The organism is Geodermatophilus sp. SYSU D01036 (assembly GCF_054050435.1).
On sequence record NZ_JBJGZJ010000006.1, the window covers coordinates 1 to 24,634 of the forward strand.

General features: G+C 75.0%; 19 protein-coding genes. 6 read left to right on the forward strand and 13 right to left on the reverse strand.

Annotated features, from left to right (window positions below; genetic code table 11):
* Positions 1 to 227: 227 nt before the first annotated feature.
* The gene (locus ACI8AR_RS08465; RefSeq protein ID WP_456929124.1) at positions 228 to 350 is read left to right on the forward strand and encodes a hypothetical protein; all 123 of its coding nucleotides are present in this window, start codon (positions 228 to 230) and stop codon (positions 348 to 350) included.
* Between the two features lie 7 nt (positions 351 to 357).
* Here the strand turns inward: ACI8AR_RS08465 and ACI8AR_RS08470 are convergent, their stop codons facing one another.
* From ACI8AR_RS08470 to mce, 6 genes are all read right to left on the reverse strand, one after another.
* A complete protein-coding gene (locus ACI8AR_RS08470; RefSeq protein WP_457050625.1) occupies positions 358 to 1,026 on the reverse strand; it encodes a class F sortase in 669 nt (222 codons plus the stop codon).
* Positions 1,023 to 1,889 (reverse strand): DUF4397 domain-containing protein, encoded by an 867-nt coding sequence (locus tag ACI8AR_RS08475; protein ID WP_457050626.1) that lies wholly within the window; start codon positions 1,887 to 1,889, stop codon positions 1,023 to 1,025. Before ACI8AR_RS08475 ends, ACI8AR_RS08470 begins: the two co-directional genes overlap by 4 nt.
* Positions 1,890 to 1,994: 105 nt before the next feature.
* The gene (locus ACI8AR_RS08480; protein WP_457050627.1) at positions 1,995 to 2,819 is read right to left on the reverse strand and encodes a hypothetical protein; all 825 of its coding nucleotides are present in this window, start codon (positions 2,817 to 2,819) and stop codon (positions 1,995 to 1,997) included.
* Positions 2,820 to 2,969: 150 nt separating this feature from the next.
* The gene (locus ACI8AR_RS08485; RefSeq protein WP_457050628.1) at positions 2,970 to 4,388 is read right to left on the reverse strand and encodes a hypothetical protein; all 1,419 of its coding nucleotides are present in this window, start codon (positions 4,386 to 4,388) and stop codon (positions 2,970 to 2,972) included.
* Positions 4,389 to 4,578: 190 nt separating this feature from the next.
* On the reverse strand, positions 4,579 to 5,910 hold the full coding sequence (gene ccrA / locus ACI8AR_RS08490) for a crotonyl-CoA carboxylase/reductase (protein ID WP_457050629.1): 1,332 nt from the start codon (positions 5,908 to 5,910) through the stop codon (positions 4,579 to 4,581).
* Between the two features lie 115 nt (positions 5,911 to 6,025).
* Positions 6,026 to 6,487, reverse strand: a complete 462-nt coding sequence (gene mce, locus ACI8AR_RS08495; protein WP_456935932.1) for a methylmalonyl-CoA epimerase — start codon at positions 6,485 to 6,487, stop codon at positions 6,026 to 6,028.
* Positions 6,488 to 6,758: 271 nt separating this feature from the next.
* Here mce and ACI8AR_RS08500 point away from each other — a divergent pair, with 271 nt between their 5' ends.
* Genes ACI8AR_RS08500 through ACI8AR_RS08510 form a run of 3 tightly spaced genes read left to right on the forward strand, consistent with a single transcriptional unit; the run spans position 6,759 to position 10,467 of the window.
* Complete coding sequence (locus tag ACI8AR_RS08500; RefSeq protein WP_456935931.1) at positions 6,759 to 7,955, forward strand: acetyl-CoA C-acetyltransferase; 1,197 nt, start codon at positions 6,759 to 6,761, stop codon at positions 7,953 to 7,955.
* Positions 7,952 to 8,977 carry a methylmalonyl Co-A mutase-associated GTPase MeaB gene (meaB, locus tag ACI8AR_RS08505; protein WP_457050630.1) on the forward strand — a complete coding sequence of 342 codons (1,026 nt, stop codon included), beginning with the start codon at positions 7,952 to 7,954 and terminating at the stop codon, positions 8,975 to 8,977. Before ACI8AR_RS08500 ends, meaB begins: the two co-directional genes overlap by 4 nt.
* Positions 8,978 to 9,000: 23 nt before the next feature.
* Positions 9,001 to 10,467 (forward strand): phytoene desaturase family protein, encoded by a 1,467-nt coding sequence (locus ACI8AR_RS08510; RefSeq protein ID WP_457050631.1) that lies wholly within the window; start codon positions 9,001 to 9,003, stop codon positions 10,465 to 10,467.
* Between the two features lie 49 nt (positions 10,468 to 10,516).
* Here ACI8AR_RS08510 and ACI8AR_RS08515 read toward each other — a convergent pair whose 3' ends face one another.
* Positions 10,517 to 11,437, reverse strand: coding sequence for a hypothetical protein (locus ACI8AR_RS08515; protein WP_457050632.1), 921 nt, complete (start codon positions 11,435 to 11,437; stop codon positions 10,517 to 10,519).
* Between the two features lie 179 nt (positions 11,438 to 11,616).
* On the opposite strand from ACI8AR_RS08515, the gene ACI8AR_RS08520 reads away from it, so the two are divergent.
* Positions 11,617 to 12,150 carry a MarR family winged helix-turn-helix transcriptional regulator gene (locus ACI8AR_RS08520; RefSeq protein ID WP_456935927.1) on the forward strand — a complete coding sequence of 178 codons (534 nt, stop codon included), beginning with the start codon at positions 11,617 to 11,619 and terminating at the stop codon, positions 12,148 to 12,150.
* 35 nt (positions 12,151 to 12,185) lie between these two features.
* Positions 12,186 to 13,154 (forward strand): tetratricopeptide repeat protein, encoded by a 969-nt coding sequence (locus tag ACI8AR_RS08525; RefSeq protein ID WP_457050633.1) that lies wholly within the window; start codon positions 12,186 to 12,188, stop codon positions 13,152 to 13,154.
* Positions 13,155 to 13,228: 74 nt separating this feature from the next.
* Here ACI8AR_RS08525 and ACI8AR_RS08530 read toward each other — a convergent pair whose 3' ends face one another.
* The 6 genes from ACI8AR_RS08530 to ACI8AR_RS08555 form a co-directional block, all read right to left on the reverse strand.
* Positions 13,229 to 14,620: a neutral zinc metallopeptidase gene (locus ACI8AR_RS08530; RefSeq protein ID WP_457050634.1), complete on the reverse strand. Its 1,392-nt coding sequence runs from the start codon at positions 14,618 to 14,620 to the stop codon at positions 13,229 to 13,231.
* A gap of 91 nt (positions 14,621 to 14,711) precedes the next feature.
* Complete coding sequence (locus ACI8AR_RS08535; RefSeq protein ID WP_457050635.1) at positions 14,712 to 16,100, reverse strand: neutral zinc metallopeptidase; 1,389 nt, start codon at positions 16,098 to 16,100, stop codon at positions 14,712 to 14,714.
* A gap of 142 nt (positions 16,101 to 16,242) precedes the next feature.
* Positions 16,243 to 19,200, reverse strand: coding sequence for a 1,4-alpha-glucan branching protein GlgB (gene glgB, locus ACI8AR_RS08540; RefSeq protein WP_457050636.1), 2,958 nt, complete (start codon positions 19,198 to 19,200; stop codon positions 16,243 to 16,245).
* Positions 19,201 to 19,279: 79 nt separating this feature from the next.
* Complete coding sequence (locus ACI8AR_RS08545; RefSeq protein ID WP_457050637.1) at positions 19,280 to 20,668, reverse strand: maltokinase N-terminal cap-like domain-containing protein; 1,389 nt, start codon at positions 20,666 to 20,668, stop codon at positions 19,280 to 19,282.
* Between the two features lie 13 nt (positions 20,669 to 20,681).
* Positions 20,682 to 22,520, reverse strand: a complete 1,839-nt coding sequence (gene treS / locus ACI8AR_RS08550; RefSeq protein ID WP_457050638.1) for a maltose alpha-D-glucosyltransferase — start codon at positions 22,518 to 22,520, stop codon at positions 20,682 to 20,684.
* 55 nt (positions 22,521 to 22,575) lie between these two features.
* A complete protein-coding gene (locus ACI8AR_RS08555) occupies positions 22,576 to 24,603 on the reverse strand; it encodes an alpha-1,4-glucan--maltose-1-phosphate maltosyltransferase (RefSeq protein ID WP_457050639.1) in 2,028 nt (675 codons plus the stop codon).
* Positions 24,604 to 24,634: the final 31 nt, after the last annotated feature.

Below are 24,634 nucleotides of genomic sequence, written 5' to 3' on the forward strand. Positions count from 1 at the left end.
CCGGGCGGGGTGTGGCGTCCACGCGCGCCGCGGCGGGCGGCCCGGGGGGGGCCCCGGGGGCCGGGGGGGGCGCCCCCCCCCCCCCCCCCCCGCTCGCGCGTCGGCGCGAGGACGTCGAGGAGGCCGCGGACGGCGACTGGGTCGTCCGCCGGCTGACCGGGGCGGCGAGCACCAAGCCGTACCGCTGCCCGGGCTGCGACCAGGAGATCCGGCCGGGCACGCCGCACGTGGTCAGCTGGCCGGCCTACGCCCGCGACTCGGACCTCGAGCCCTGGGACACCGACTCCGCCGCCGACCTGCGCCGGCACTGGCACACCGCCTGCTGGCAGGCCCGCGACCGCCGCCGCTGACGAGGGCTCAGGCCGTCGCGGTCGCGAAGACCACGACGTTGTCCTCGTAGCTGCGCACCGTGCGGTCGAAGGCGCCGCCGCAGGTGACCAGGCGCAGCTGGGCGTCCGCCGTCGGCGCGTACACGGCGTCGGTGGGGAAGGCGTCCTTCGGGTGCCGCTCGACCCGGGTGACGGTGAACGCCACCGTGCTGCCGTCGGCGCGGTCGACGAGCACCGCGTCCCCGGGGGTGAGCTCGCGCAGCCGCCAGAAGACCGCCGGGCCGCTGCGGGAGTCGACGTGCCCGGCCAGCACCGCCGGGCCGACGTCGCCCGGCACCGGGCCGCCGGTGTACCAGCCGGCCGTCGCGGGGTCGGCCGGGGCCGCCAGCGCGCCGGCGGCGTCGAGGCCCAGGCCGGCCAGCCCGCTGTCGAGACCGATCGCCGGCGCCCGCACCCGGACCGGCGGCACGGCCGCCGGGGCGGACCGCTGGGCGAGCACGACCGGCCCCGGGACGGTCGCGGCCGGCGTCCCGGCGGCGGCCGGCGGGGGAGCGGCCGGCTCCAGCAGGGCGACCGCCCCCGCGGCGAGCGCGAGGAGGGCCAGCGCCAGCCGCAGCAGGCCTCCCCGGCTCCAGCGGGGCGCGCGGTGCCGGGACCGGCGGACGGGAGCGCGGTGGCGGGCGGCCGACCCGCTCACCGGCGCCGGCGGCCCGCGGCGTGCCGGCCCGGAGCCGCGCCGGCGGCCGCCCGCCGCGTGCTGAGCAGGACCAGGCCCGCGGCGGCGGCGAGGACGGTGGCCGTGACCGGCGCGGGCAGCGAGGGGTCGTCCGCCGCGCCGCCGGCACCGGCCTCCACCCCGCCCGAGGGGACGACCCCGGGACCGGCGGCGTCGAGGGCGGTCCGCACGGTCAGCCCGCCGCCGGCCCGGTCGAGCACCAGCACGCTGTACACCGACCCGGCGTCGACCTGCACCGGCAGGTCCGTGGCCTGGCCGCCCTGCGGCGTCACGGTGACCGCCGTGGCGCCTGCGGGGACGTCGACGTAGCCGGTCGTGTCCGCGAACGCCAGGCCGGCGGCCAGGGACGGCCCGCCGCGGACGGCGACGTCGAGGGCCTGCGCGCCGGCTGCCGCCGCGACGACCCGCAGCCGCGCGGTGCCCGGCGGCGGCGGGGTGAGGTCGTCGTCGAGCACCTCGAGGCCCAGGTCGGCGAAGGTGCCGACGCCGGCCACGGTGTGCGCGCTGTCCGCGCCGACCCGCACCGTCGTCGAGAGCACCGGCGGGCTCCCCGGGTCCGCGCCGGCTGCGCGCATGCTCACCGCGTAGGTGCCGGCGGGGACGGGCTGGTAGTCCGACACCGCGCCGTAGCCGACCGCGGGGAACACCTGGCCGGCCGCGGGGTCGGCGACCGAGTCGACGTAGACGTCGACGGCCGGGGTGTCAGGGGACAGGTGCGCCAGCCGGAGCAGACCGCCGTCGTCCGCGGCCGCCGGGCCGGCGGGCAGTCCCGCTCCCGCCGCGGTCAGGGCCACCACCGCCAGGACCCGGCTCGTCCTGCTCACTCGCGCCTCCCGGTGCAGCGTCGGACCCCGCCGTCGTCAGGGGATGACCCAACGTCTACCTCGCGGGTCCGCGGGCCACACCCGCGGGGTCCGCCGGGCGCGCCGTCAGCCGGTGGCGGCGGTCACCAGGGCCTCCGGCGCGGAGACGTAGCGGAAGGACACGAGCACCCCGGCGTCGGTCACCTCGACGTCGTCGGGGGCGAACGGCGGGAGCTGGGCGGCGAGCCACGCCCGCAGCCGCTCGGTGGCCTCGGGGTCCCCGGGCACCGGCGCGCCGCCGACGGCGTCGACGAGCGCCCGGCGGGCCGGCGTCGCGCCGCCCTCCTCGCCCGGCAGCGCGGGGAACGCCGCGACACCCACGCCGTCGGCGGCGGCCACGGCGGCCAGCACGGTGAGCAGCCGCTCGTCGACGGCGGCGTCCTGTAGGACGGCGGCCGCGGCCCCCTCGGCCCGGGTGGTCGGGTTGGCGTGCAGCGCCTGCGCGAGGTCCTGCCGGCGGGCGACCTCCCCGGCCGTGGGCTCGCCGGGCGCGGGGTCGACGACGAGCAGCTCGCTGCCGTCCCCGTGCCGGTCGAAGCGGGCCACCACCCGCGAGCCGGCCGGCGCGGCCCCGACGACGGCGAGCAGTGCGCCGGGCGGCACGCCGTCCTCGGCCGGGCGCAGCCGGCCGGCGGGGACGCCGGCGTCGGTCAGCTCCCGCCGGACGGCGGCCGTGGCGGCCAGGGGGGTCTGCGGCGGCAGCGCGGCGCCGAGCCAGCCGGCCACCGGCTCGGCGCCGTCCGGGGGAGTCGCGTCGTCGCCCGGACCCGGGGTGCTCGCGGCGGACGGGTGCGCCGCCGGGCCGGCGTCGTCGCGACCGAGCGCGGCCTGCCCCAGTCCCACGCCGCCGACGAGGACGGCCAGGCCCGCGGCGAGCAGCGTGCCGCGCACGGCGGGACGCCGCGGGCCCGCGGGTCGCGCGCGGTGCCGGTGCCGGGCACGCCCCTCGCGCGGTGCGTCCGGACCGGGAGTGACCGGTCCGGACGCGTCTGTCACGCCTCCTGCCTACCCCGCCGCGGTCCGCGGCGCGCGGGCAGCAGGTCAGCGACGCCCGGGGACGGCGGGCTGGCCGCCGGTGTCGCCGCTGCGGACGGCGGGCTGCACCGCGGTCTGCGGGCCCTGGGGCTCCGGGGCGCCCTCGGGGGACGGCTGCTCCGCGCGGCTCGACCCGTCGGCCGGCCGGCCCTCCTCCTGGCCCGCGGTGTGCACCGGGCGGATCTGCTGGGTCTCCGCCGCCGACGGCCGGCCGGGCGCCGACTCCTGCCCGGCCGGCGGCTGCACGGCGGGCATCGTCTGCGGCGACGACGGCCGGGTGGGCTGCCGGGCCGCGGCGGCCTCGCCGGCCGGGGCCTCGGCGGGCCGGGTGTGCGGCGTCGGGCGGGGTGCGGCCGGCTGCCCACCGCTCTGCGGGCCGACTGCACGCTGCACGGCCGTCTGCGGCCCGACGGCGGGCTGCACGAGCGTCTGCGGCTCCCCGGCGGGACGGCCGACGGCCGGCTGCACCGCGGTCTGCGGGCCGTCGGCGTCGCGGCGAGCCGCGAGCTGCTGCTCCTGCGGGGACGGCGACGACTGCGGGGCCGGGGCCGCCGGCTGCGGGGCGGCCGGCGGGCGGGCGGCCTGCTGCCCCGGCTGGCCCGGGCGCTGCGCCTGCGGCTGGGGCCGGTCGGCCAGGTCGGGCAGGGTGGACAGCACCCGCCGGGCCTCGCTGAGCCGCGCGGTGAGCTCGTCGCGCACCCGGCGGACGGCGGCGGCGGAGGCCTCGGCGTCGGTGACGACGGCGGCCGCGTGCGCCTCCGCGGCGGCGACGCGCTCCTGCGCGGCGCGCACCGACTGCTGGTCGCGCTCCTCCTCGATCCGCGCGGCCTCGGCGCGGCGGGCGCGCTGCGCGATCTCGAAGTCCTCCTCGACCTTGGCGCGGCGGGCCTGCGACTCGGCGTCGAGCCGGGCGACCTTCTCCTGCGCCTTGGCCACCAGCTCGTCGGCGCGGATCTGCGCCTTGCTGGCGATCTGCTCGGCGTTCTGGCGGGCCTCGGCGAGCATCCGCTCCACCTCGGCCTGGCCCGCCGCGTGCCGCTCGAGCATCGCGCGCTCCTCGGCGGCGGTCTGCTCGCGCAGCGCCCGGGCCTCCTGCTCGGCGGTCGCGCGGATGTCGGCGGCCTCCTCCTCGGCCAGCCGGAGCATGTGCGAGATGCGCTCGCTCATGTTCTCGAACGTGGCGGGGCCCGAGTTCGCGGCCTTGCGGCGCAGCTGGTCGATCTCCGCGTGCATCGCCGACAGCTGGCCGGCGAGGTCGTTGACGCGCGCGGCCGCGGCGTCCCGGTCGGCCAGCGCGACCCGGATGTCGGCCTCGAGGCGCTCGATGGTCTCGGCCACCTGGTGGCGGTCGTAACCCCGCAGCACCACGTCGAACGAGTGCTGGGCCTCGCGCATCGGCAGCAGGTCGCGGCGGGGATCGGTCATGCGGGTCATCCTCGCAGAGTCGGGGGAGGGGCGTCAGCGTGTCGAGGCGGGTCCCGCCGTTCGGCGTGTGGCGCCCCGGGTGGTGCCGGTGGGCCCCCGGACCGCGCCCCGTCGGACAACGAGGCGGCTCCCCCCAGGGTGCCCGGACGCCGGCCGGCGCCCGGGCACCCCCGTCCAGGGGCTGCTGGAACTAGATGCCGCGGAAGCGGTTGATCGCGGGCAGGAGCCGCTCCCGCTTCTCGGCGTCCTTGACGCCGAGGCCCTCCTCCGGGGCGAGGGTCAGCACGCCGACCTTGCCCTGGTGGAGGTTGTGGTGGACGTCGTAGGCGGCCTGGCCCACCTCGTCCATCGCGTAGGTCTTCGACAGCGTCGGGTGGATCAGCCCCTTGTCGATGAGCCGGTTGGCCTCCCACGCCTCCTTGTAGTTGGCGAAGTGCGACCCGACGATCCGCTTGAGGTTCATCCACAGGTAGCGGTTGTCGTAGGAGTGCATGTAGCCGCTGGTGGAGGCGCAGGTGACGATCGTGCCGCCCTTCTTGGCGACGTAGACGCTGGCGCCGAAGGTCTCGCGGCCGGGGTGCTCGAAGACGATGTCGACGTCGTCCCCGCCGGTCAGCTCGCGGATCCGCTTGCCGAACCGCTGCCACTCCTTGGGGTCCTGGGTCTGCTCGTCCTTCCAGAACCGGTAGCCCTCGGCGGAGCGGTCGATGACCAGCTCGGCGCCCATCTTCCGGACGATGTCGGCCTTCTCCGGGCTGGAGACCACGCAGACGGGGATGGCGCCGCCGTTGAGGGCCATCTGGGTGGCGTAGGAGCCCAGGCCACCCGAGGCGCCCCAGATCAGGACGACGTCGCCCTGCTTCATGTCCGCGCCGTTGCGGGACACCAGCTGGCGGTAGGCGGTGGAGTTGACCAGCCCGGGGGCGGCCGCCTCCTCCCAGGACAGGTGCGCGGGCTTGGGCATGAGCTGGTTGCTCTTGACCAGCGCGAGCTCGGCGAGGCCGCCGAAGTTGGTCTCGAAGCCCCAGATCCGCTGCTGCGGGTCCATCATCGTGTCGTCGTGGCCGGCCGGGTCCTCGAGCTCGACCGACAGGCAGTGCGCGACGACCTCGTCGCCGGGCTTCCACTTGTTCACGCCGGGGCCCACCCGCAGGACGACGCCGGCCAGGTCGGACCCGACGACGTGGTAGGGCAGGTCGTGCCGCTTGGTGAGGTCGTTCTGGCGGCCGTAGCGCTCGAGGAACCCGAAGGTGCTGACCGGCTCGAAGATCGACGTCCAGACGGTGTTGTAGTTCACCGAGGAGGCCATCACGGCGACGATCGCCTCGCCCGGGCCGAGCTCCGGGGTGGCGACCTCCTCCACGTGCAGCGACTTGCGCGGGTCCTTCTCCTTGGTGGGCATCCCCGCGAACATGTCCTGCTCGTCCTTGCGGACGAGGACCGCCCGGTAGGACTCCGGCACCGGCAGACCGCCGATGTCGCTGAGCTGGTCGGCGAGGATGGCGTCCCTGATCTCGTCCACGTGTCTCTCCCGGGTCTTCGTCGGCTCGGAGGGGTGGTAGGGCGGGTGCGCGGCAGGTTACCGGCCGGTAACCCGCGGGTCGTGCGCAGGTCGGGGTGGGGCTGGCCCCGGGGGCTCAGTGCGGGGTGCGGGCCGGCTCGACCAGCTCGACGAGCACGCCGCCGGCGTCCTTGGGGTGCACGAAGTTGACGCGGCTGTCCGACGTCCCGCGCTTGGGGGTGTCGTAGAGCAGCCGCAGGCCGCGCTCGCGCAGGGTGGCGCTGACCGCCTCGACGTCGTCGACGCGGAAGGCGAGCTGCTGCAGGCCCGGGCCCGACCGGCCGATGAACTTGGCGATCGTCGACTCCGGCGTCAGCGGGGCGAGCAGCTGGATGCGGGTGTCGCCGGAGCCGACGGCGAGCATCGCCTCGCGGACGCCCTGCTCCTCGTTGGTCTCCTCGTGCACGGAGCGCACGCCGAAGGCCTGTGCGTAGAAGGCGATCGCCTCGTCGAGGTCGGGGACGGCGATGCCCACGTGGTCGATGGTGGTGAAGAGCTCGGCGGGCAGGCCCGCGGGAGCAGACGCGTCGGCGGTCACCGCGTCATCCTGACGCAAGACGTCTGAGACGACTCCCTGGTGTGGCCACCATCACGCCCTCGGGGTGCAGGGCGGGGCAGCCCGGCCGGGCCGCCCCCGAGGACGGCCGGTCCGTTGCCGCCGGTCGCCGCGGGCGACCGGGTCGGCGCAGGGCGTCGACCCCGGTTGGAGAACCGATCTATCCTGTGCCGCAGCCCGACCGCCGCGACCCGTCCGCCCGGCGCGGCCCGACCCGCGGTCGCCAACGACGGCGACCCGCACTGGAGGCAGCATGTCCCGCTCGGTCATCGTCAGCGGCGCCCGGACCCCCATGGGCCGGCTCCTCGGCTCCCTCAAGGACTTCTCCGCCGCCGACCTCGGCGGCATCGCCATCAAGGCCGCCCTCGAGCGCGCCGGCATCTCCGGCGACCAGGTCGACTACGTGATCATGGGTCAGGTCATCCAGGCCGGCGCCGGCCAGAACCCGGCCCGCCCGGCCGCGGTCGCCGGCGGCATCCCGATGTCGGTGCCGTCGTTCACGCTCAACAAGGTCTGCCTGTCCGGCCTCGACGCGATCGCCCTGGCCGACCAGCTCATCCGCGCCGGCGAGTTCGACGTCGTCGTCGCCGGGGGCATGGAGTCCATGACCCAGGCGCCGCACCTGCTGCCCAGCTCCCGAACCGGCACCAAGTACGGCGACGCCACGCTCGTCGACTCGATGGCCCACGACGGGCTGTCGGACACCTTCGACCAGATCGCCATGGGCGCCCTCACCGAGCGGGCCAACGAGCGGTACGACCTGACCCGCGAGGAGCAGGACGCCTTCGCCGCGGAGAGCCACCAGAAGGCCGCCCGCGCCGCGAAGAACGGGGTCTTCGACGAGGAGATCACCCCCGTCCTCATCCCGCAGCGCAAGGGCGACCCGATCGAGTTCCGCGAGGACGAGGGCATCCGCGCCGACACCACGGTCGAGACCCTCGCCAAGCTCAAGCCGGCCTTCGCCAAGGACGGCACCATCACCGCCGGCACCGCCTCGCAGATCTCCGACGGCGCGTGCGCGGTCGTGGTCATGTCCGCGGAGAAGGCCGCCGAGCTCGGCTGCACGGTGATCGCGGAGATCGGCGCGCACGGCGTCGTCGCCGGGCCGGACGCCACGCTGCAGAGCCAGCCGTCGCGGGCCATCCAGAAGGCCTGCGCGCGCGAGGGCATCGACCCGAAGGACCTCGACCTGGTCGAGCTCAACGAGGCGTTCGCGGCGGTGGGCATCGTGTCCACCCGCGAGCTCGGCATCGACCCGGAGAAGGTCAACCCCAACGGCGGCGCCATCGCCCTCGGCCACCCGGTCGGCATGAGCGGCGCCCGCATCGTGCTGGACCTCGCCCTGGAGCTGCGCCGCCGCGGTGGCGGGGTCGGCGCCGCCGCGCTGTGCGGCGGCGGCGGCCAGGGCGACGCGCTGATCCTGCACGTGCCCGCTCCCGCCTCGGCGTGACGGAGTCCCCGCAGGGGACGGCTGTACAGACGCCCGGCCCCGTCGCCCCCCGCGGGCGGCGGGGCCGGCGCGCTGTCGACGTCCCCGACCTGGTCGCCCGCGCCCGCGACGGCGAGGCCCGCGCGGTGGCGCGGCTCATCTCGCTGGTCGAGGACGCGAGCCCGGTGCTGCGCGAGGTCGCCGCCGCACTGGCCCCGCACACCGGGCACGCGCAGGTCATCGGTCTGACCGGCTCCCCGGGGGTGGGCAAGTCCACGACGACGACGGCGCTGGTGCGCGCGCTGCGGGCGGCCGGGAAGCGGGTGGGCGTGCTCGCCGTCGACCCGTCGTCGCCGTTCTCCGGCGGGGCGCTGCTCGGCGACCGGGTGCGGATGCAGGACCACGCCGGCGACCCCGGGGTCTACATCCGCTCGATGGCCTCCCGCGGGCACCTCGGCGGGCTGGCCTGGGCGACGCCGCAGGCGCTGCGGGTGCTGGACGCGGCCGGCTGCGACGTCGTGCTGGTGGAGACCGTCGGGGTGGGGCAGTCGGAGCTGGAGATCGCGTCGCTGGCCGACACCACGCTGGTTCTCGTCGCGCCGGGCATGGGCGACGGCATCCAGGCGGCGAAGGCCGGGATCCTCGAGGTGGCCGACGTCCTCGTCGTCAACAAGGCCGACCGCGACGGCGCCGACTCCACCGTGCGGGACCTGCGGTACGCGCAGTCCCTCGGCGGGCGGCACGCCGGTCCGGGCGCGTGGAAGCCGCCGATCCTGCGCACCGTGGCCGCCCGCGACGAGGGGATCGACCGGGTCCTCGCCGAGGTCGAGGCGCACCGGCGGTGGCTCACCGACTCCGGTGAGGGCACCCGGCGCCGGGCCGAGCGGGCCGCCCGGGAGATCGAGGCGATCGCGCTGGCCGGGCTGCGCGCGCGGATCGGCGAGGTGCGCGGGTCCGCGGCCCTGGCCGCGCTGGCCGGCGAGGTGGTGGCGGGGGCGACCGACCCCTACCGCGCGGCCGACCGGCTCCTCGCGCAGCTCTGACCTGCCCCGGGCAGACTGGCCCGGTGAACGGGAAGCCGGACGCCGTCGTCGTCGGGGCCGGGCCGAACGGCCTGGCCGCCGCCCTCCGGCTGGCCGCCGCCGGCCTGCGCGTGCAGGTGGTCGAGGCGGCCGACAAGCCCGGCGGCGGGATGCGGACCGAGGAGCTCATGCGGCCGGGGTACCGGCACGACGTCTGCTCGATCGTGCAGCCGATGGCCGCGGCGGCGCCGTTCTTCCGCGAGTTCGACCTGCCCAGCCGCGGCGTGCGGCTGGTGCAGCCGGAGGTCAACTTCGCGCACCCGCTGGACGGCGGGCGGGCCGCGGTCCAGTACCGCTCGCTGGAGGAGACCGCGGACGCGCTCGGGCCCGACGGCGCGGCCTACCGCCGGCTGTTCGAGCCGCTGGTGGAGCACGGGCAGGACGTCGTCGACTTCTTCCTGACCAGCCGGCTGCGGCGGCTGCCCACCCGCAGCGTGCCGCAGATCGTGCACTTCGGGCTCAACGGGCTGCCGAACGTGAGCTGGCTGGCGCACCGGTACTTCCGGACCGACGAGGCGCGCGCGCTGCTGGGCGGGGCCGCCGCGCACGGCATGCTCGACCTGAGCCAGCCGCTGACGTCCGCGCTCGGGATGCTGCTGACGATGCTCGGCCACCACGTCGGGTGGCCCCTGGTCGAGGGCGGGTCGCAGCACCTCGCCGACGCGATGGTCACCGCGCTGGAGCAGCAGGGCGGGGAGGTGGTCACCGGACACCTGGTCACCGACCTGCGCGAGTTCGACGGCGTCCCGGCGGTGCTGCTGGACACCTCGCCCGAGGCGTTCGTGTCGATGGCCGGCGACCGGGTGAACGAGGGCTACCGGCGGTGGGTGCGGCGGTACAAGCACGGCGCCGGCGTCTTCAAGATCGACTGGATCCTGTCCGAGCCGGTGCCGTGGACCAACCCCGACGTCCGGCGGGCCGGGACGCTGCACGTCGCGGGGACGCTGGAGGAGACGATCGCCGGCGAGCGCGCGCCGAACCAGGGGAGGGCCGCCGAGCGCCCGTACGTGCTCGCCGTCCAGCCGACCGTGCCCGACCCGACGCGCGCCCCCGCGGGTGGGCACGTGTTCTGGGCCTACGTGCACGTGCCGCACGGTTCCGACGTCGACATGACCGCGGCCATCGAGGACCAGGTCGAGCGGTTCGCGCCGGGCTTCAAGGACACGATCGTCGACCGTGTCACCAAGAACGCCGTCCAGATGGAGGCGTGGAACCCGATGTACATCGGCGGGGACATCTCCAACGGCCAGGCGACCCTGCGGCAGATGCTGTTCCGCCCGGTGCCGCGGTGGAACACGTACAAGACGCCGGTCGACGGCGTGTACCTCGCCTCCTCGGCCACCCCGCCCGGTCCCGCGGTGCACGGCGCCTGCGGGGACAACGCCGCGCAGGTGGCGCTGCGCGAGGTGTTCGGCGTCCGCGAGGTGCCCCGCCTCCGCCCCGCCGCCTGAGCCTCCCTCCGGCAGCGGCGGTGGCGCCCGTTGTCGACCTGCGGCTGTCTCAGCGCCAGCGAGGTGACCGCAGGTCGACGAGCGGCGCCGTCGTCATCAGCGCGGCGGCGATGCGGGCGACCAGGACGTCCGGTTCCCGCAGGTCCTCGGCGGTCACGAACACCACCCGCCACCCGGCCGCGGTGAGCCGGTTGAGCCGGGCGCGGTCCGGGGCCACCTGCTGCGGACGGCCGTGCCACCGGCCCTCGTACTCGACGGCCAGTCGCTGCTCCGGCCACGCGAAGTCCACCCGGGCCACGAACCCGCCGTCGGCGTCGAGCACGGTGTGCTGTGCGAGCGGCCGGGGGAGGCGGGTGCCGTGCAGGAGGAGCCGCAGCCGGGTCTCCTGCGGTGAGCCGGCGAGCCCGTCGGCCAGGTCGGCGACGCGCCGCGCACGCCGGCAGCCGGGTCCGGTCGCGGCCGCCGCGGCGGCCCGAACGGTGGCCAGGTCGGTCGCCCGGCAGGCGACCAGGGCGTCCACGAGCGCGACGGACTCCTCCAGCGGTCCGGGGCCCCGGCCGACGTCGACCGCGGTGGTCGCCGCGGTGGTCACCGGGATGCCGCGGCGGGTGGTCACCGCGTCCGCCGACAGCGCCCACCGGCGGACGCGGACGCCCGGGGCCGTCGACGCCGACGACCCGGGCGGCACGGTGAGCTCGACGTCGTCGTCCGGTCCGGCGGCGTCCACACCCCAGAGGACGGCGGCGCTCCGGCCGGAGACCACCGCGCCCGGCACGAGCAGGAGGGCCGCCGCCCCGGCGCGCACCTCGTGGGTGACCGCGACCGACGAGCACGCGTAGACGTCGCGGAAGAGGCGCTGCCAGGCGGTGCTGCGCAGCTGTCCCCGGGTCAGGCGACCGGCGGCGACCTGGGACGAGCCGCGGAAGACCCGGCCGTGCAGCCGGGCGGGTCGGGCGGGTCGGATGGGCACCGCCGGAGGATGGCCGAGCGGGCCCGTGCCGCGCTGACGCCGTCCACAGGCACGGCGCCCGTTGTCGACCTGGTGTCGTCTCAGGGCGGCTGAGACTGCAGCAGGTCGACGTGGCGCGTCCGGGTGACCACTCGGCGTCCGGGGCGGGGGAGCGGCGCGGGGCAGGTAGCGTCGGGCGCATGGTCCGGGCGCTGGGGCTGCCGTTCGACCCGATCGAGCGCGCGGGGGAGACCTGGGAGCAGCGCTTCGGGCCCGCCTCGGCGATGCGCGCCGCGACGTCGGTGTTCCGGGTCCAGCAGATCCTGCTCGCCCGCTTCGACGAGGTGCTCCGCCCGCACGGGCTGACCTTCGCCCGCTACGAGGTCCTGGTGCTGCTCACCTTCAGCCGCACCGGGCAGCTGCCGCTGAAGGTGATCGGCAGCCGCCTGATGGTGCACCCGACCAGCGTCACCAACGCGATCGACCGGCTGGTCGCGGCCGGCTTCGTCGACCGCCGGCCCAACCCCGCCGACGGCCGCGGCGTCCTGGCCGGCATCACCGACCGCGGCCGCGAGGTCGTCGAGGTGGCCACCCGGCAGCTGATGGCCCTCGACTTCGGTCTCGGCGACCTGCCCGAGGCCGAGCAGGCGCAGCTGTTCGACCTGCTGCGCCGCGTCCGCCTCGGCGCCGGCGACGTCGCGGACGTCGACCCGGCCCCGTCCGCCGAGGGCTGACACCACACCGGCCTGCCGGTGGGATCATGGACGGCATGCAGCCCACCCGTCCCGGACGCCCCGACCCGCGCGCGCAGGCCCAGCAGGCACAGCTGGCCGCCTCCCTGGCCGGTGCGGTCGACCTCGCCGCCGTCAAGGCGCGCTCCGAGGCCGCCGCGCGGGCCCAGGCCGCCCCGCCGCCGAGCGCCGCCGCGCCGGCGGGTGCCCCCGGCTCGGCCGTCGTGGACGTCACCGAGGCCACCTTCCAGACCGAGGTCCTCGACCGCTCCTTCCAGGTGCCGGTCGTCCTCGACCTGTGGGCCGAGTGGTGCGGGCCGTGCAAGCAGCTGTCCCCGGTCCTCGAGCGGCTGGCCGCCGAGGGCGGCGGCTCGTGGGTCCTGGCGAAGGTCGACGTCGACGCCAACCCGGCGCTGGCCCAGGGCCTGCGGGTGCAGGGCATCCCGGCGGTCAAGGCCGTCTGGCAGGGGCAGCTGGTCGCCGAGTTCACCGGCGCCATCCCCGAGGAGCAGGCCCGCCAGTTCGTCACCGAGCTGGTGCGCGCCACCACCGGCGGCGCGGTGCCCGGCGCGGAGGGCGCCGAGGACGAGGGCCTCGACGACCCGCGCCTGGACGCCGCCGAGGCCGCGCTCGAGCGCGGGGACCTGGAGGCCGCCGAGGCCGCCTACCGGGCGATCGTCGACGCCGAGCCCGACCACCCGGTCGCCGGCCTCGCGCTGCGCCAGGTGCAGCTGTTCCGCCGCGCCGACGCCGCGGGCCCCGACGCGCTCGCCGAGGCCGACGCCGCCCCCGACGACGTCGCCGCCCAGACCCGGGCCGCCGACTTCCTGCTGGGCACCGGCGACGTCGAGGGCGCCTTCACCCGCCTGGTCGACGTGGTCCGCCGCACCGCCGGCGAGGACCGCGACGCCGCGCGCAGGCACCTGGTCGAGCTGTTCGACGTCGTGGGCGCCGAGGACCCGCGGGTGGTCGCGGCGCGGCGCCAGCTCATGGCCGCCCTGTACTAGGGGGGCCCTCTGCCCCCACCGCTCGCAGGCTCGCCGCGGGGCCCTGCAGGGGGGCCGGCTCGGAGGACGGGGGCTCAGGCCCCGACGTCGCAGGCGCCGGCGCCCTGCAGGAACCCGGCGCGGAACACGTCGACGAGCTGGAAGCCGGTCAGGTCGACGTCGGCGAGCACGTCGGGGTCGTTGCCGTAGGTGAGCAGGAACTGCACGCTCTCGTCGATGTCACCCGGTGAGATCCGCACCGACTCGAGCTGGTTGTTGTAGACCTGCGCGGAGTACCAGCCGGTCAGGCACACCGCCGACTGCAGGGCGGCGGTGTCCCCGGTGGACAGGTCGAGCTGGTCGCGCGCCGCCAGCGCGTAGGGGATGGCCACCCCGGTGACGACGGCGAAGTCGCCGAGCTCGTAGGCCTGCCCGGCGAAGTCCCGGTCGTAGGCGACCAGCCCGGAGTTCCCGCTGTCGGGGCAGTAGACGAGCGCGACGTCGGCCGGGGCGCAGTCCGGCGGGCTCGCGGTGGTCTCCAGCTGCGGCTCGGTGAACTCGGCGTCCAGCACCTCGGTGAACGCGCGGGTCCAGAACTCCGGCAGGGACTGCTCGATGATCCGCTGGGTGGTGGCGGGGTCCGCGTTCCCCTGGTTGGCGAAGTCCTCGTCGGACGTGAACTCGCCCTGGGTGAAGACGCGGTCGGGGCCGTAGCGGTCGCGGCAGGCCTCGGCGCCGTCGTCGAAGCCCTCCTGGAACGCCGAGACGCGGTCGAAGTAGGAGCCGTGCGCCTGCTGCTCGCCGGTGCCGGTGCCCACCGGGTCGCGCAGCAGGAAGTAGCCGCGCAGCAGCTGGTCGAGGTCGGTGGTGTCGACGGAGGAGAACTCGGCGTTGCCGTCGGCCACCCAGGCGGTCCACGCGCCGGCCAGGCAGTCGGCCTGGGTCTCGGTGGCGATCGAGGTCTGCGGGTAGCCGACCCGGGCCTGGACGGCGTGGCCGAACTCGTGGGCCATGACCAGCTGCGGCAGGACCTCGCCGTACTGCGCGGCCAGCTCGCCGAGGAAGGCGCGGTCGTAGCTGATCGAGTCGGAGTTGGGCACGCCCTGCGAGGAGCAGTAGAAGGCGTTGTTCTCCAGGTCGCGCGGGTCGGTGCCGCAGCCGATGCCCTCTGGGTAGGCCGCCGGGTCGACGTCGTTCGGGTCGACGCTGAAGTAGCCGCCGGTCAGCGGCTGGAACGGCTCCCCGTAGACGGTGGGGAAGGTGTCCGACCAGAACGTCTCGAGGTCGGCGAGGGCGTTGCGGGCGAGGGTGTCGATCGGCCCGTCGGTGGCGCCGACGACGCGCAGGGTGTCGTCGCCGACCGACTGCGACGGCGCCCCCTGCGACCGCGCCTGCCCGATGACGACGTACGAGCACCCCGTCGTCAGGAGGACGCCGAGCGCCACGACGACGGCGAGTGCGCCCCGGGAGCGCGTGCGGAGGTCCATCGCGGGAGCCTCTACCCGCCATCGGCCTGCGTGAACGCGGACGGCGCCCGCCTCCTCCGGGGAGACGGGCGCCGTCACGGGTGGTGCGCTGTCAGAGACCGATCTCGCAGCCGGCGCCCCCGTTGAGGAAGCCGTCGCGGAAGGCGTCGACCATCTCGAAGCCGGACAGGTCGGTGTTCGGGAAGACGCTCTCCTGCTGGCCGTAGGTGAGCAGGAAGATCGCCGCCTCGTCGACGTCGCCGGGGGACAGGGCGCCGACGTCCTGGAAGTCACCGGTCCAGAACCGCCCGGCGTACCAGCCGGTCAGGCAGACCGCGGAGCTGACGGCGGTGGCGTCGTCGATGGACAGGCCGAGCTCGGCGCGCGCGGCCTGGGCGTAGGCGAGGGAGACGGCGGTGGCGACGGCGAAGTCGCCGATGCCCTCGTACGCCGGGCCGAGCAGGTCGGTCTCGTCGACGTAGACGGTGCCGTCGGCCTCGCAGAACCCGAGGTCGCGGTCCTCGGCGCCCATGTCGCCGCAGTCGGGCGCGGTGCCGTCGAAGACCTGGACGGTCGGCGCGGTGAAGTCCTGGCCGAGGCCGGGGAACACCTGCTCGTAGAACAGCGGCAGCGACTGCTCGGTCAGCCCGGCGATGTCCTCGTACGGGGCGTTGCCCTCGTTGTCGAGGTCGTCCTCGGTGAGGAACTCGGTGGCGACGAACAGCCGCTGCTCGGTGAAGTCGTCCCGGCAGGTGCCGACGCCGCCGTCGTAGCCGGCGTAGAAGCCCGACAGCCGGTCGAAGCCCGAGCCGTGCGCCCGGTCGTCGTCGGGGGAGAACCCGACCGGGTCGCGCAGGCCGATGAACCCGAGCACCACCTGGTCGAGCTCGGAGACGCGCAGCGCGATGTGCTCGGCGTTGCCGTCGATCACCCACCGGGTGAAGGCGCCGGCCAGGCAGTCGGCCTGCGTCTCGACGACGATCGTCGAGTCGGCGAAGCCGAACCGGCCCTGCATCGCGTGGCCGATCTCGTGCGCCATGACGGCGGGGCCGAGGTAGGGCCCGAACTCGGCGCTGAGCTGGTCGAGCAGCGCGCGGTCGTAGGCGACGGCGTCGCAGTTGGGGTCGTAGTGGGCGTTGTTCGCCACGCCGTCGGGGTCCTCGGGCGCCCGCTCGCAGCCGATGCCGGTCCTCGGGTAGGCGGACTCGTCGATGTTCGTGGAGTCGACCGAGAAGTAGCCGCCGGTGATCGGCTGGTACTCCTCGCCGAAGAACTCGGGGTAGGCCTCGCTCCAGAAGGTGTCGAGGTCGGCCAGCGCGTTGCGCGCCAGCCGGTCGGCCTCGGTGTCCGCGGAACCGGTGATCGGGAACTCGTCGTCGGACACGTCGACCGGGACGCTCGGCCCGCGGGAGGCGGCGCCGACGACGGTGCTCGAGCAACCGGTGAGCAGCACGCTGCCCGCCGCTGCCGCGACGATCGCGCGGCGCAGACCATGCCTCATGGAGCTGGGGTTCCTTCTCTGCCGGGGTGCGGGCGCCCGAGGGAGCCGGGGCCGGTCCGCGCCACCGGGGCGCGGAGCCGGGCCATGATGCACGGGCAGGCGGCAGCGGGGAACGGGTCCGCGCGCGACGACGGCCGGTGGCTCAGCCCTCGTGCAGCAGCCAGAGGGTGCCCAGCGGCGGCGCGGAGACGGTGGCCGAGAACGGCTGGCCGTGCCAGGGCTCCTCGACCGCGTCGACCCCGCCGTAGTTGCCGACCCCGGAGCCGCCGTAGCCCTCGGCGTCGGTGTTGAGCACCTCGCGCCAGCGCCCGCCGCGCGGCAGGCCGATCCGGTACCCGTGGTGGGGGGTGCCGGCGAAGTTGCAGACGACGGCGAGCACCTGGCCCGGCGTCTGCCCGCTGCCCTCGACGACCGCGGCCTCGGTGCCGCTCTCGGCGGCCTCGGTCGGCGTCGGGACGTCGGCGACCTTCGGCCGGCCGTAGCGCAGGAAGGTGATGACGTTGCCCGACGCGTCGTTGGCGTCGATCCACTGGAAGCCGGCCGGGTCGACGTCGAGCGACCACAGCGCCTCGGTCTCCCGGTACCGGGCGTTGAGGTCGGTGACCAGCTGCAGGACGCCGCGGTGCGCGGGGTCGTCGAGGTGCCACCAGTCCAGCGAGCGGCTCTCGGCCCACTCGCCGTCCTGGGCGAACTCCGAGCCCATGAACAGCAGCTGCTTGCCGGGGTGGGCCCACATGTAGGCGAGGTAGCCGCGCACGCCGGCCAGCTGCTGCCACCGGTCACCCGGCATCTTCCGCAGCAGCGAGCCCTTGCCGTAGACGACCTCGTCGTGGCTGATCGGCAGCACGTAGTTCTCGGAGTAGGCGTACATCATCGAGAACGTCAGCTGGTTGTGGTGGTAGCTGCGGTGCACCGGCTGGCGCTGGACGTAGGCCAGCGAGTCGTGCATCCAGCCCATGTTCCACTTGAAGCCGAAGCCCAGGCCGCCGAGGTAGGTGGGCCGGGTGACCCCGGGCCAGGCGGTCGACTCCTCGGCGATGGTCACCACGCCCGGCACCTCGCGGTAGACGGTGGCGTTGACCTCCTGCAGGAACGACACCGCCTCGAGGTTCTCCCGCCCGCCGTACACGTTGGGGACCCACTCGCCGTCCTCGCGCGAGTAGTCGAGGTAGAGCATCGAGGCGACGGCGTCGACCCGCAGCCCGTCGACGTGGAACTCCTGGGCCCAGAACAGCGCGTTGGCGACCAGGAAGTTGCGCACCTCGGTGCGGCCGAAGTTGAAGACGAACGTGCCCCAGTCCGGCTGCTCGCCGCGGCGCGGGTCGTCGTGCTCGTAGAGCGCGGTGCCGTCGAACCGGCCCAGCGCCCAGGCGTCCTTGGGGAAGTGCGCCGGCACCCAGTCGACGATGACGCCGAGGCCGGCCTGGTGTGCCCGGTCGACGAGGTAGCGGAAGTCGTCGGGGCTGCCGAACCGCGACGTCGGGGCGTAGTAGCTGGTGACCTGGTAGCCCCACGAGCCGCCGAACGGGTGCTCGGCGACCGGCAGGAACTCCAGGTGGGTGAACCCGGCGGCGACGGCGTAGTCGACGAGCTCCTCGGCCAGCTGGCGGTAGGACAGGCCCTGCCGCCACGAGCCCAGGTGCACCTCGTAGACGCTCATCGGCCGCTCGTGCCAGTTGCCGCGCGCGCGCTCGGCCAGCCACGCGTCGTCGTTCCACTCGTGGGAGGACTCGACGACGACGGAGGCGTTGGCCGGCGGCACCTCGGTGGCGAAGGCCATCGGGTCGGACTTCTCCCGCCAGACGCCGTCGGCGCCCAGGACGTGGAAGCGGTACCGGGTGCCGGCCTGCACGCCCGGGATGAAGATCTCCCAGACGCCGATCGAGCCGAGCTGGCGCATCGGGTAGGCGCGGGCCTCCCAGTAGTCGAAGTCGCCGGTGACCTTCACGCCCTGCGCGTTGGGCGCCCAGACGGCGAAGGAGACGCCCTCGACGGCGCCGCGCGGGGTCTCGTAGCGCCGCACGTGCGCACCGAGCGCCTCCCACAGCCGCTCGTGCCGGCCCTCGCCGATCAGGTACATGTCGAGATCGCCGAGCGTGGGCATCCAGCGGTAGGGGTCGTCGACGGTGAAGGTGTCCCCGCCGTAGGTCACCTCGAGCCGGTAGTCCCCGGGCTGCTGCGGCAGGGTGGCCTCGTAGATGCCCCCGCCGTGGATCCGCCGGGCCTCGTAGCGGGAGTCGTCCTGGTCGACGACGACCACCGCGGACGCGTCGGGCCGCAGCGTGCGCACCACCCAGCCCTCGGCGGCGGCGTGCGCGCCGAGCACCCGGTGCGGGTCGCGGGACCAGCCGTCGACGATCGCCCGCAGGTCCTCCTCGCTGACCTGCTCGGGGGCGTCGTGCTCGCCCCCGCCGCCGGCACCGCTGGTGAGGCCGCCCTCCTCGACGCCCGGCGGCGTCGGCTCCGGGGCCTGCGCGACCGCGGTGCTCGCGGAGGGGGAGGCGGCCGCGCCTCCCGAGGCGGCCGTGCCCTCCTCGGGCGCCTGCGGCGTCGAGGGCTCGGACGGGTCCGGCGAGGGCGGCTCCGGCTGGCCGGCGGGCGCGCCCGAGGGGGAGCCGGGCTCGGCGATCGGCGCAGGCGCGACCACCGGCGCCGCGGTGCCGCCCTGCTCGGCGACGACCTCGGCGGCGGGCTCGGCGATGCTCTCCGCGGCCGTCTTGCGCGGCGCCCGCTTGCGGGTGGCCTTGACCGGCGCCTCGCCGTCGGCCGCCGGCGCCGCCTTCTTCGCGGCCCGCTTCGTGGTCTTCTCCGCCGCGGCGGGCTCGGCGGCGCCGTCGCCGCCGGCCACCGCAGCGGTGGCCGCGTCCGCGGCGGCGGCCTTCTTCGCGGTGGCCTTCTTGGCCGGGGCCTTCTTCGCGGCGGCCTTCTTGGCCGGCGCCCGCTTGCGCGCCGGGGTCGGGTTCACGACCGGCTCGGCCTCGGCGGCCTGGGCCTGGGTGGTCATCTCGTCGACCGCCCGCTGCAGCTGCTCCTTGGTGGCCGGCGAGTCGGCGGTCTCCGCGGCCGCCCCGCTCGCGGGTGTCGGGTCGCTCGTCGTCATCGTCGCGTTGCCGTCCTCTTCGTCGTCTGCTGCGTCGTCTGGTGCTGCGTCGTCTGGTGCTGCGTCGTCTGTGTGGGGGTCAGGTTCTCGCGGCGGTGAGCCGGGACAGCGAGTGCAGCGGGATCATCAGCCAGTTCGGCCGGTTGCGCGCCTCGTAGACGCACTCGTAGACCGCCTTGTCCGCCTCGAAGGCCCGCAGGAGGGGGGAGTCCCCGCACGGGTCGATCCCACTGGCCGCCGAGTAGCCGGCGCAGAACGCGCCGCGGTTGCGCTCGGCCCACTCCTGCGCCCGGTAGGCGCGCTGCGGGTCGTCGGGCTGCTCCACGAGCATGTGCCGGGCGGCGTAGTCGAAGCTGCGCAGCATCCCCGCGACGTCGCGCAGCGGGCTGTCCAGCTGCCGCCGCTCGGCCAGGGGCCGGGCCGGCTCGCCCTCGAAGTCGAGCACCACCCAGCCGGTCGCCGTCCGCAGCACCTGGCCCAGGTGGAAGTCGCCGTGAACCCGCTGGCGCACCACCTCCTCCGGGCTGTCGGCCACCGCGGCGTACACCGCGCGCAGGCCCTCCAGGTGCTCCTCCAGCTGCGGGACGACGGCCAGCGCCGCCTCCAGCCGGCCGGTCATCGCCCGCGCGGTGGCGGCGAACCACTCGCGGTCGGCCGGCTCGGTGTCCAGGACGCGGGCGAGGTCGCCGTGCACCGAGGCGGTCGCCGCGCCCAGCCGCTCGCTGTCGGCGGCGAAGTCGCCCCCGACCTCGTCGGCGTGCAGGTCGCCCTCGGCGTAGAGGTCGCGGACGCTGGCGGTGGCCAGCCGCCACCCGTCGCTGGCGCCGCGGACGAAGGTCTGCAGCATCGCGGCGGTCGCGGGCTCGCCGCCGTCCGGGTCGTCGATCTCGATGTACCCGAGCAGCGGCGCGATGTGCGGGTTCTCCGTCTTGCGCAGCGCCTGGCCGATCTCGACGTCGGGGTTGAGCCCGGGCTCGAGCCGGCGGAACAGCTTGAAGATGGCGTCCTGGCCGTAGACCAGCGAGGTGTTGCTCTGCTCGGTCGAGACGACGTCACCCGGCACGCCCTCGGGGATCGGCGCGACCCCGGCGGGGTGGAAGTGCATCGGCCCCACCGTCGAGGCGGCGACCAGGTGCGTCAGCCACGGCGGGGTGGCGTCGCGGTCGCGCAGCGCGTCGTAGGCGTAGTTCTCCCGGTCGGTGCCGTCCGCGCCCTTGGCCGGGACGGCGCCCACGAGCGCCGAGGACAGCTCCTCCTCCGGGTGCGCCCGCCACGACAGCGGCACCAGGTAGGTCTCGACGGCGCCGTCGGCGTAGGTCACCCGCACGCGGTGCACCGACAGGACCGGCTCGGACCGCGAGAGGAAGAAGCCCTCCTCGGTGACGTCGGCCCACTCCCGGCCCTTGCCACCGAACCAGCGCTGGTGCGGCATCCACTCGCGCAGGACGTCGGCCAGGGCCTTGCTCATTCGGCTGCTCCGCTCATCGGGGTCCTCCGCTGCTGGGCGGGACGTCGTCGCCGGTCCGGGTGTCGCTGTCGCCGGGGATCTCCTCGGCCTCGCTGACCAGGCCGGCGGCCAGCAGCGAGTCGGCGACCGGGCTGGTGGCGCCCTCCGGCTCGGCGGCCGGCTCCTCGACCGGCTCCACCGGCTTGGCCAGCTCGAACCAGTAGAAGCCGTGCCCGGCCAGGGTGAGCATGTACGGCAGCACGCCGATCTGCGGGAACTCGACCCGGCCGGTGAGCTCGATGGGCGTGTAGCCCTCGAACCGGCGCAGGTCCAGCTCCACCGGCTGCGGGAAGCGGGACAGGTTGTTGACGCACAGCACCACGTCGTCGCCGAACTCGCGGACGAACGACAGCACCGTGGGGTTGCGCGAGCCGACCTCCTCGTAGCTGCCCAGGCCGAAGGTCGGGTGCTCCTTGCGGACGGCGATCATCCGGCGGATCCACTGCAGCATCGAGTTGGTGTTGCGCAGCTGCGCCTCGACGTTGGTGGTCTGGTAGCCGTAGACCGGGTCCTGGTTCAGCGGCAGGTACATCCGCTGCGGGTCGGCGGTGGAGAAGCCGCCGTTGCGGTCGGGCGTCCACTGCATCGGCGTGCGGACGCCGTCGCGGTCGCCGAGCCAGATGTTGTCGCCCATGCCGATCTCGTCGCCGTAGTACAGGACCGGCGAGCCGGGCAGCGAGAGCAGCAGCGCGTTGAACAGCTCGAGGGTGTTGGTGTCGTTCTCCAGCAGCGGCGCCAGCCGGCGGCGGATGCCGATGTTGGCCTTCATGCGGGGGTCCTTGGCGTACTCCGCCCACATGTAGTCGCGCTCCTCGTCGGTGACCATCTCGAGGGTCAGCTCGTCGTGGTTGCGCAGGAAGATGCCCCACTGGCAGTTGTCGGGGATCGGCGGCGTCTGGGCCATGATCTCCGAGATCGGGAACCGCTGCTCCCGGCGGGCGGCCATGAACAGGCGCGGCATCACCGGGAAGTGGAAGGCCATCTGGCACTCGTCGCCGTCCTCGCCGAAGTACTCGACGACGTCGGCCGGCCACTGGTTGGCCTCGCACAGCAGCACGCGGTCGGGGTAGTCGGCGTCGACCACCTTGCGCACGTGCTTGAGGAACTCGTGGGTGCGGGGGAGGTTCTCCCCGTTCGTCCCCTCCTCCTCGAACAGGTAGGGGACGGCGTCCAGCCGGAAGCCGTCGATGCCCAGGTCCAGCCAGAAGCGCAGGGCGTCGATGATCGCCTCCTGCACCTTCGGGTTCTCGAAGTTGAGGTCCGGCTGGTGCGAGAAGAAGCGGTGCCAGAAGTACTGCTTGCGCACCGGGTCGAACGTCCAGTTGGACGACTCGGTGTCGACGAAGATGATCCGCGCGTCGGCGTAGCCGGTGTCGTCGTCGGCCCACACGTAGAAGTCGCCGTAGGGGCCCTCGGGGTCGCTGCGGCTGGCCTGGAACCAGGGGTGCTGGTCCGAGGTGTGGTTCATGACGAAGTCGATGATCACGCGGATGCCGCGGGCGTGGGCGGCGTGCAGCAGCTCGCGGAAGTCGTCGATGTCGCCGAACTCCGGCAGCACGGCGGTGTAGTCGCTGACGTCGTAGCCGCCGTCCCGCAGCGGCGAGGCGAAGAACGGCGGCAGCCAGAGGCAGTCGACGCCGAGCCACTGCAGGTAGTCGAGCTTGTCCATCATGCCGCGGAGGTCGCCCACGCCGTCGGCGTTGCTGTCGGCGAAGCCGCGGACCAGGACCTCGTAGAACACGGCGCGCTTGAACCACAGCGGGTCGGTGCCGCGTGCGGGCAGGCCGGATGCGCCGCTGTCGGGAGCGGGCACGGGGAGCGTCATCGGTGCGGGGAGCCCTCGCTGGTCGTCGTGGGTGGGGAGGGGATCAGCTGACCGGCGGCGGCCAGGTCACCGGCCGGGGCAGGTGGACCGAGAACACGTGCGCCGGCTCCCAGTAGGGGTCCAGTTCCACGTAGTTGAACTGACCCCAGTCGTACCGGGCGCCGGTGATCTCGTCGGTGACGCCGAACCGCTCGTGCCAGTCCAGCCCGAGGGTCGGCATGTCCAGCGCCGTCGTCCCGATCTGCCGGTTCTGGCTGTCGAGGGCGCAGACCACGAGGACGGCGTCCTGCGACCCCGGGTCGGTCTTGGAGAAGCAGATGAGGTTCGGGTTGTCGACCGGGTGGAACCGCAGCGTCCGCAGCTGCTGCAGCGCCGGGTGCGCGCGGCGGACCTCGTTGAGCCTGCGCAGGTAGGGCGCCAGGCTGCGGCCGGCCGCCTCGGCGCCGGCCCAGTCGCGCGGGCGCAGCCGGTACTTCTCGCTGTCGAGGTACTCCTCGCTGCCCGGCCGCACCGCCACGTGCTCGTAGAGCTCGAACCCGGAGTAGACGCCCCAGGTCGGGCTCATCATCGACGCGAGCACCGCGCGGATCTTGAACATCGGCGGGCCGCCGTACTGCAAACTCGCGTGCAGGATGTCCGGGGTGTTCACGAAGAAGTTCGGCCGCATGTAGTGCGCGTTGGTGGCGAGCTCGCGGCCGTAGTCCTCGATCTCGCCGCGCGCGGTCCGCCACGTGAAGTACGTGTAGGACTGGGTGAACCCGATCCGCGCCAGCTGGTGCATCATCGCCGGCCGCGTGAACGCCTCGGCGAGGAAGAGCACGTCCGGGTCGGTCTCCTTGACCTTCCAGATCAGCCAGTGCCAGAAGTCCAGCGGCTTGGTGTGCGGGTTGTCGACCCGGAAGATCCGCACGCCGGCGTCCATCCAGACCCGCACCACCCGCAGCACCTCGGCGTAGATGCCCTCGGGGTCGTTGTCGAAGTTGACCGGGTAGATGTCCTGGTACTTCTTCGGCGGGTTCTCCGCGTAGGCGATGGTCCCGTCGGGCTTGGTGGTGAACCACTCCGGGTGCTCCTTGACCCACGGGTGGTCCGGCGCGGCCTGCAGCGCCAGGTCCAGCGCCACCTCCATGCCCAGGCCGCGGGTGCGGGTGACGAAGGCGCGGAAGTCCTCCAGCGTGCCCAGCTGCGGGTGGACGGCGTCGTGGCCGCCCTCGTCGCTGCCGATCGCCCACGGCGAGCCGACGTCGTCGGGGCCGACCTCGTGCGGGTTGCCGCCGGGGAACTGCGGCGTGTTCGGGCCCTTGCGGTTGACCTTGCCGATCGGGTGGATCGGCGGCAGGTAGACGACGTCGAAGCCCATCTCGGCGACCGCCGGCAGCCGGTCGCCGGCGGTCTGGAACGTGCCGTGCGCGGGGACGCCGCCGACGACGGGGCCCTCGGAGCGGGGGAAGAACTCGTACCAGGAGCCGTAGAGCGCGCGCGGCCGGTCGACCCACACCTCGTACTCCGGCGTGGGGGTGACCAGCTCGCGGACCGGGTGCTCGTCGAGGTAGCGCTGCACCCTGGCGGCCAGCGCCGGCGCGACCCGGTCGGGCAGCGTGCGCGAGGTGTCGCGCAGGGCCGCGACGGCGTCGCCGAGGCGGCCGCGCCACTCGTCGTCGGCACCCTCGGCGACCCGCTCGAGCAGCCGGGCGCCCTCCTCGAGGTCGTTGGCCAGCTCCCCGGGGCCCTGGCCGGCCTCGATCTTCACCTCGACGGCGTGGTGCCAGGTGGCCAGCGGGTCGCTCCACGCCTCGACCCGGAACGTCCAGCGTCCCTCCCGGTCGGGCACCACGGTGGTGATCCACCGGTCGGGCTCCGCGCCGAAGCGGCGCATGCGGTTGAGGGGTCCCCGGGTGCCGTCCGGAGCGGTCCAGACGACGTCGGCCGCGACGGCGTCGTGGCCCTCCCGGAAGACGGTGGCGGTGACCGGCAGGTGCTCGCCGACCACGGCGCGGGCCGAGAACGACCCGCAGGACACGACGGGGGCGACATCGGTGATGCCGAGGCGGAGGTCAGCGCGGCGAGTCATCCCGGCCACGCTATCCACCTCCGGCACCGGT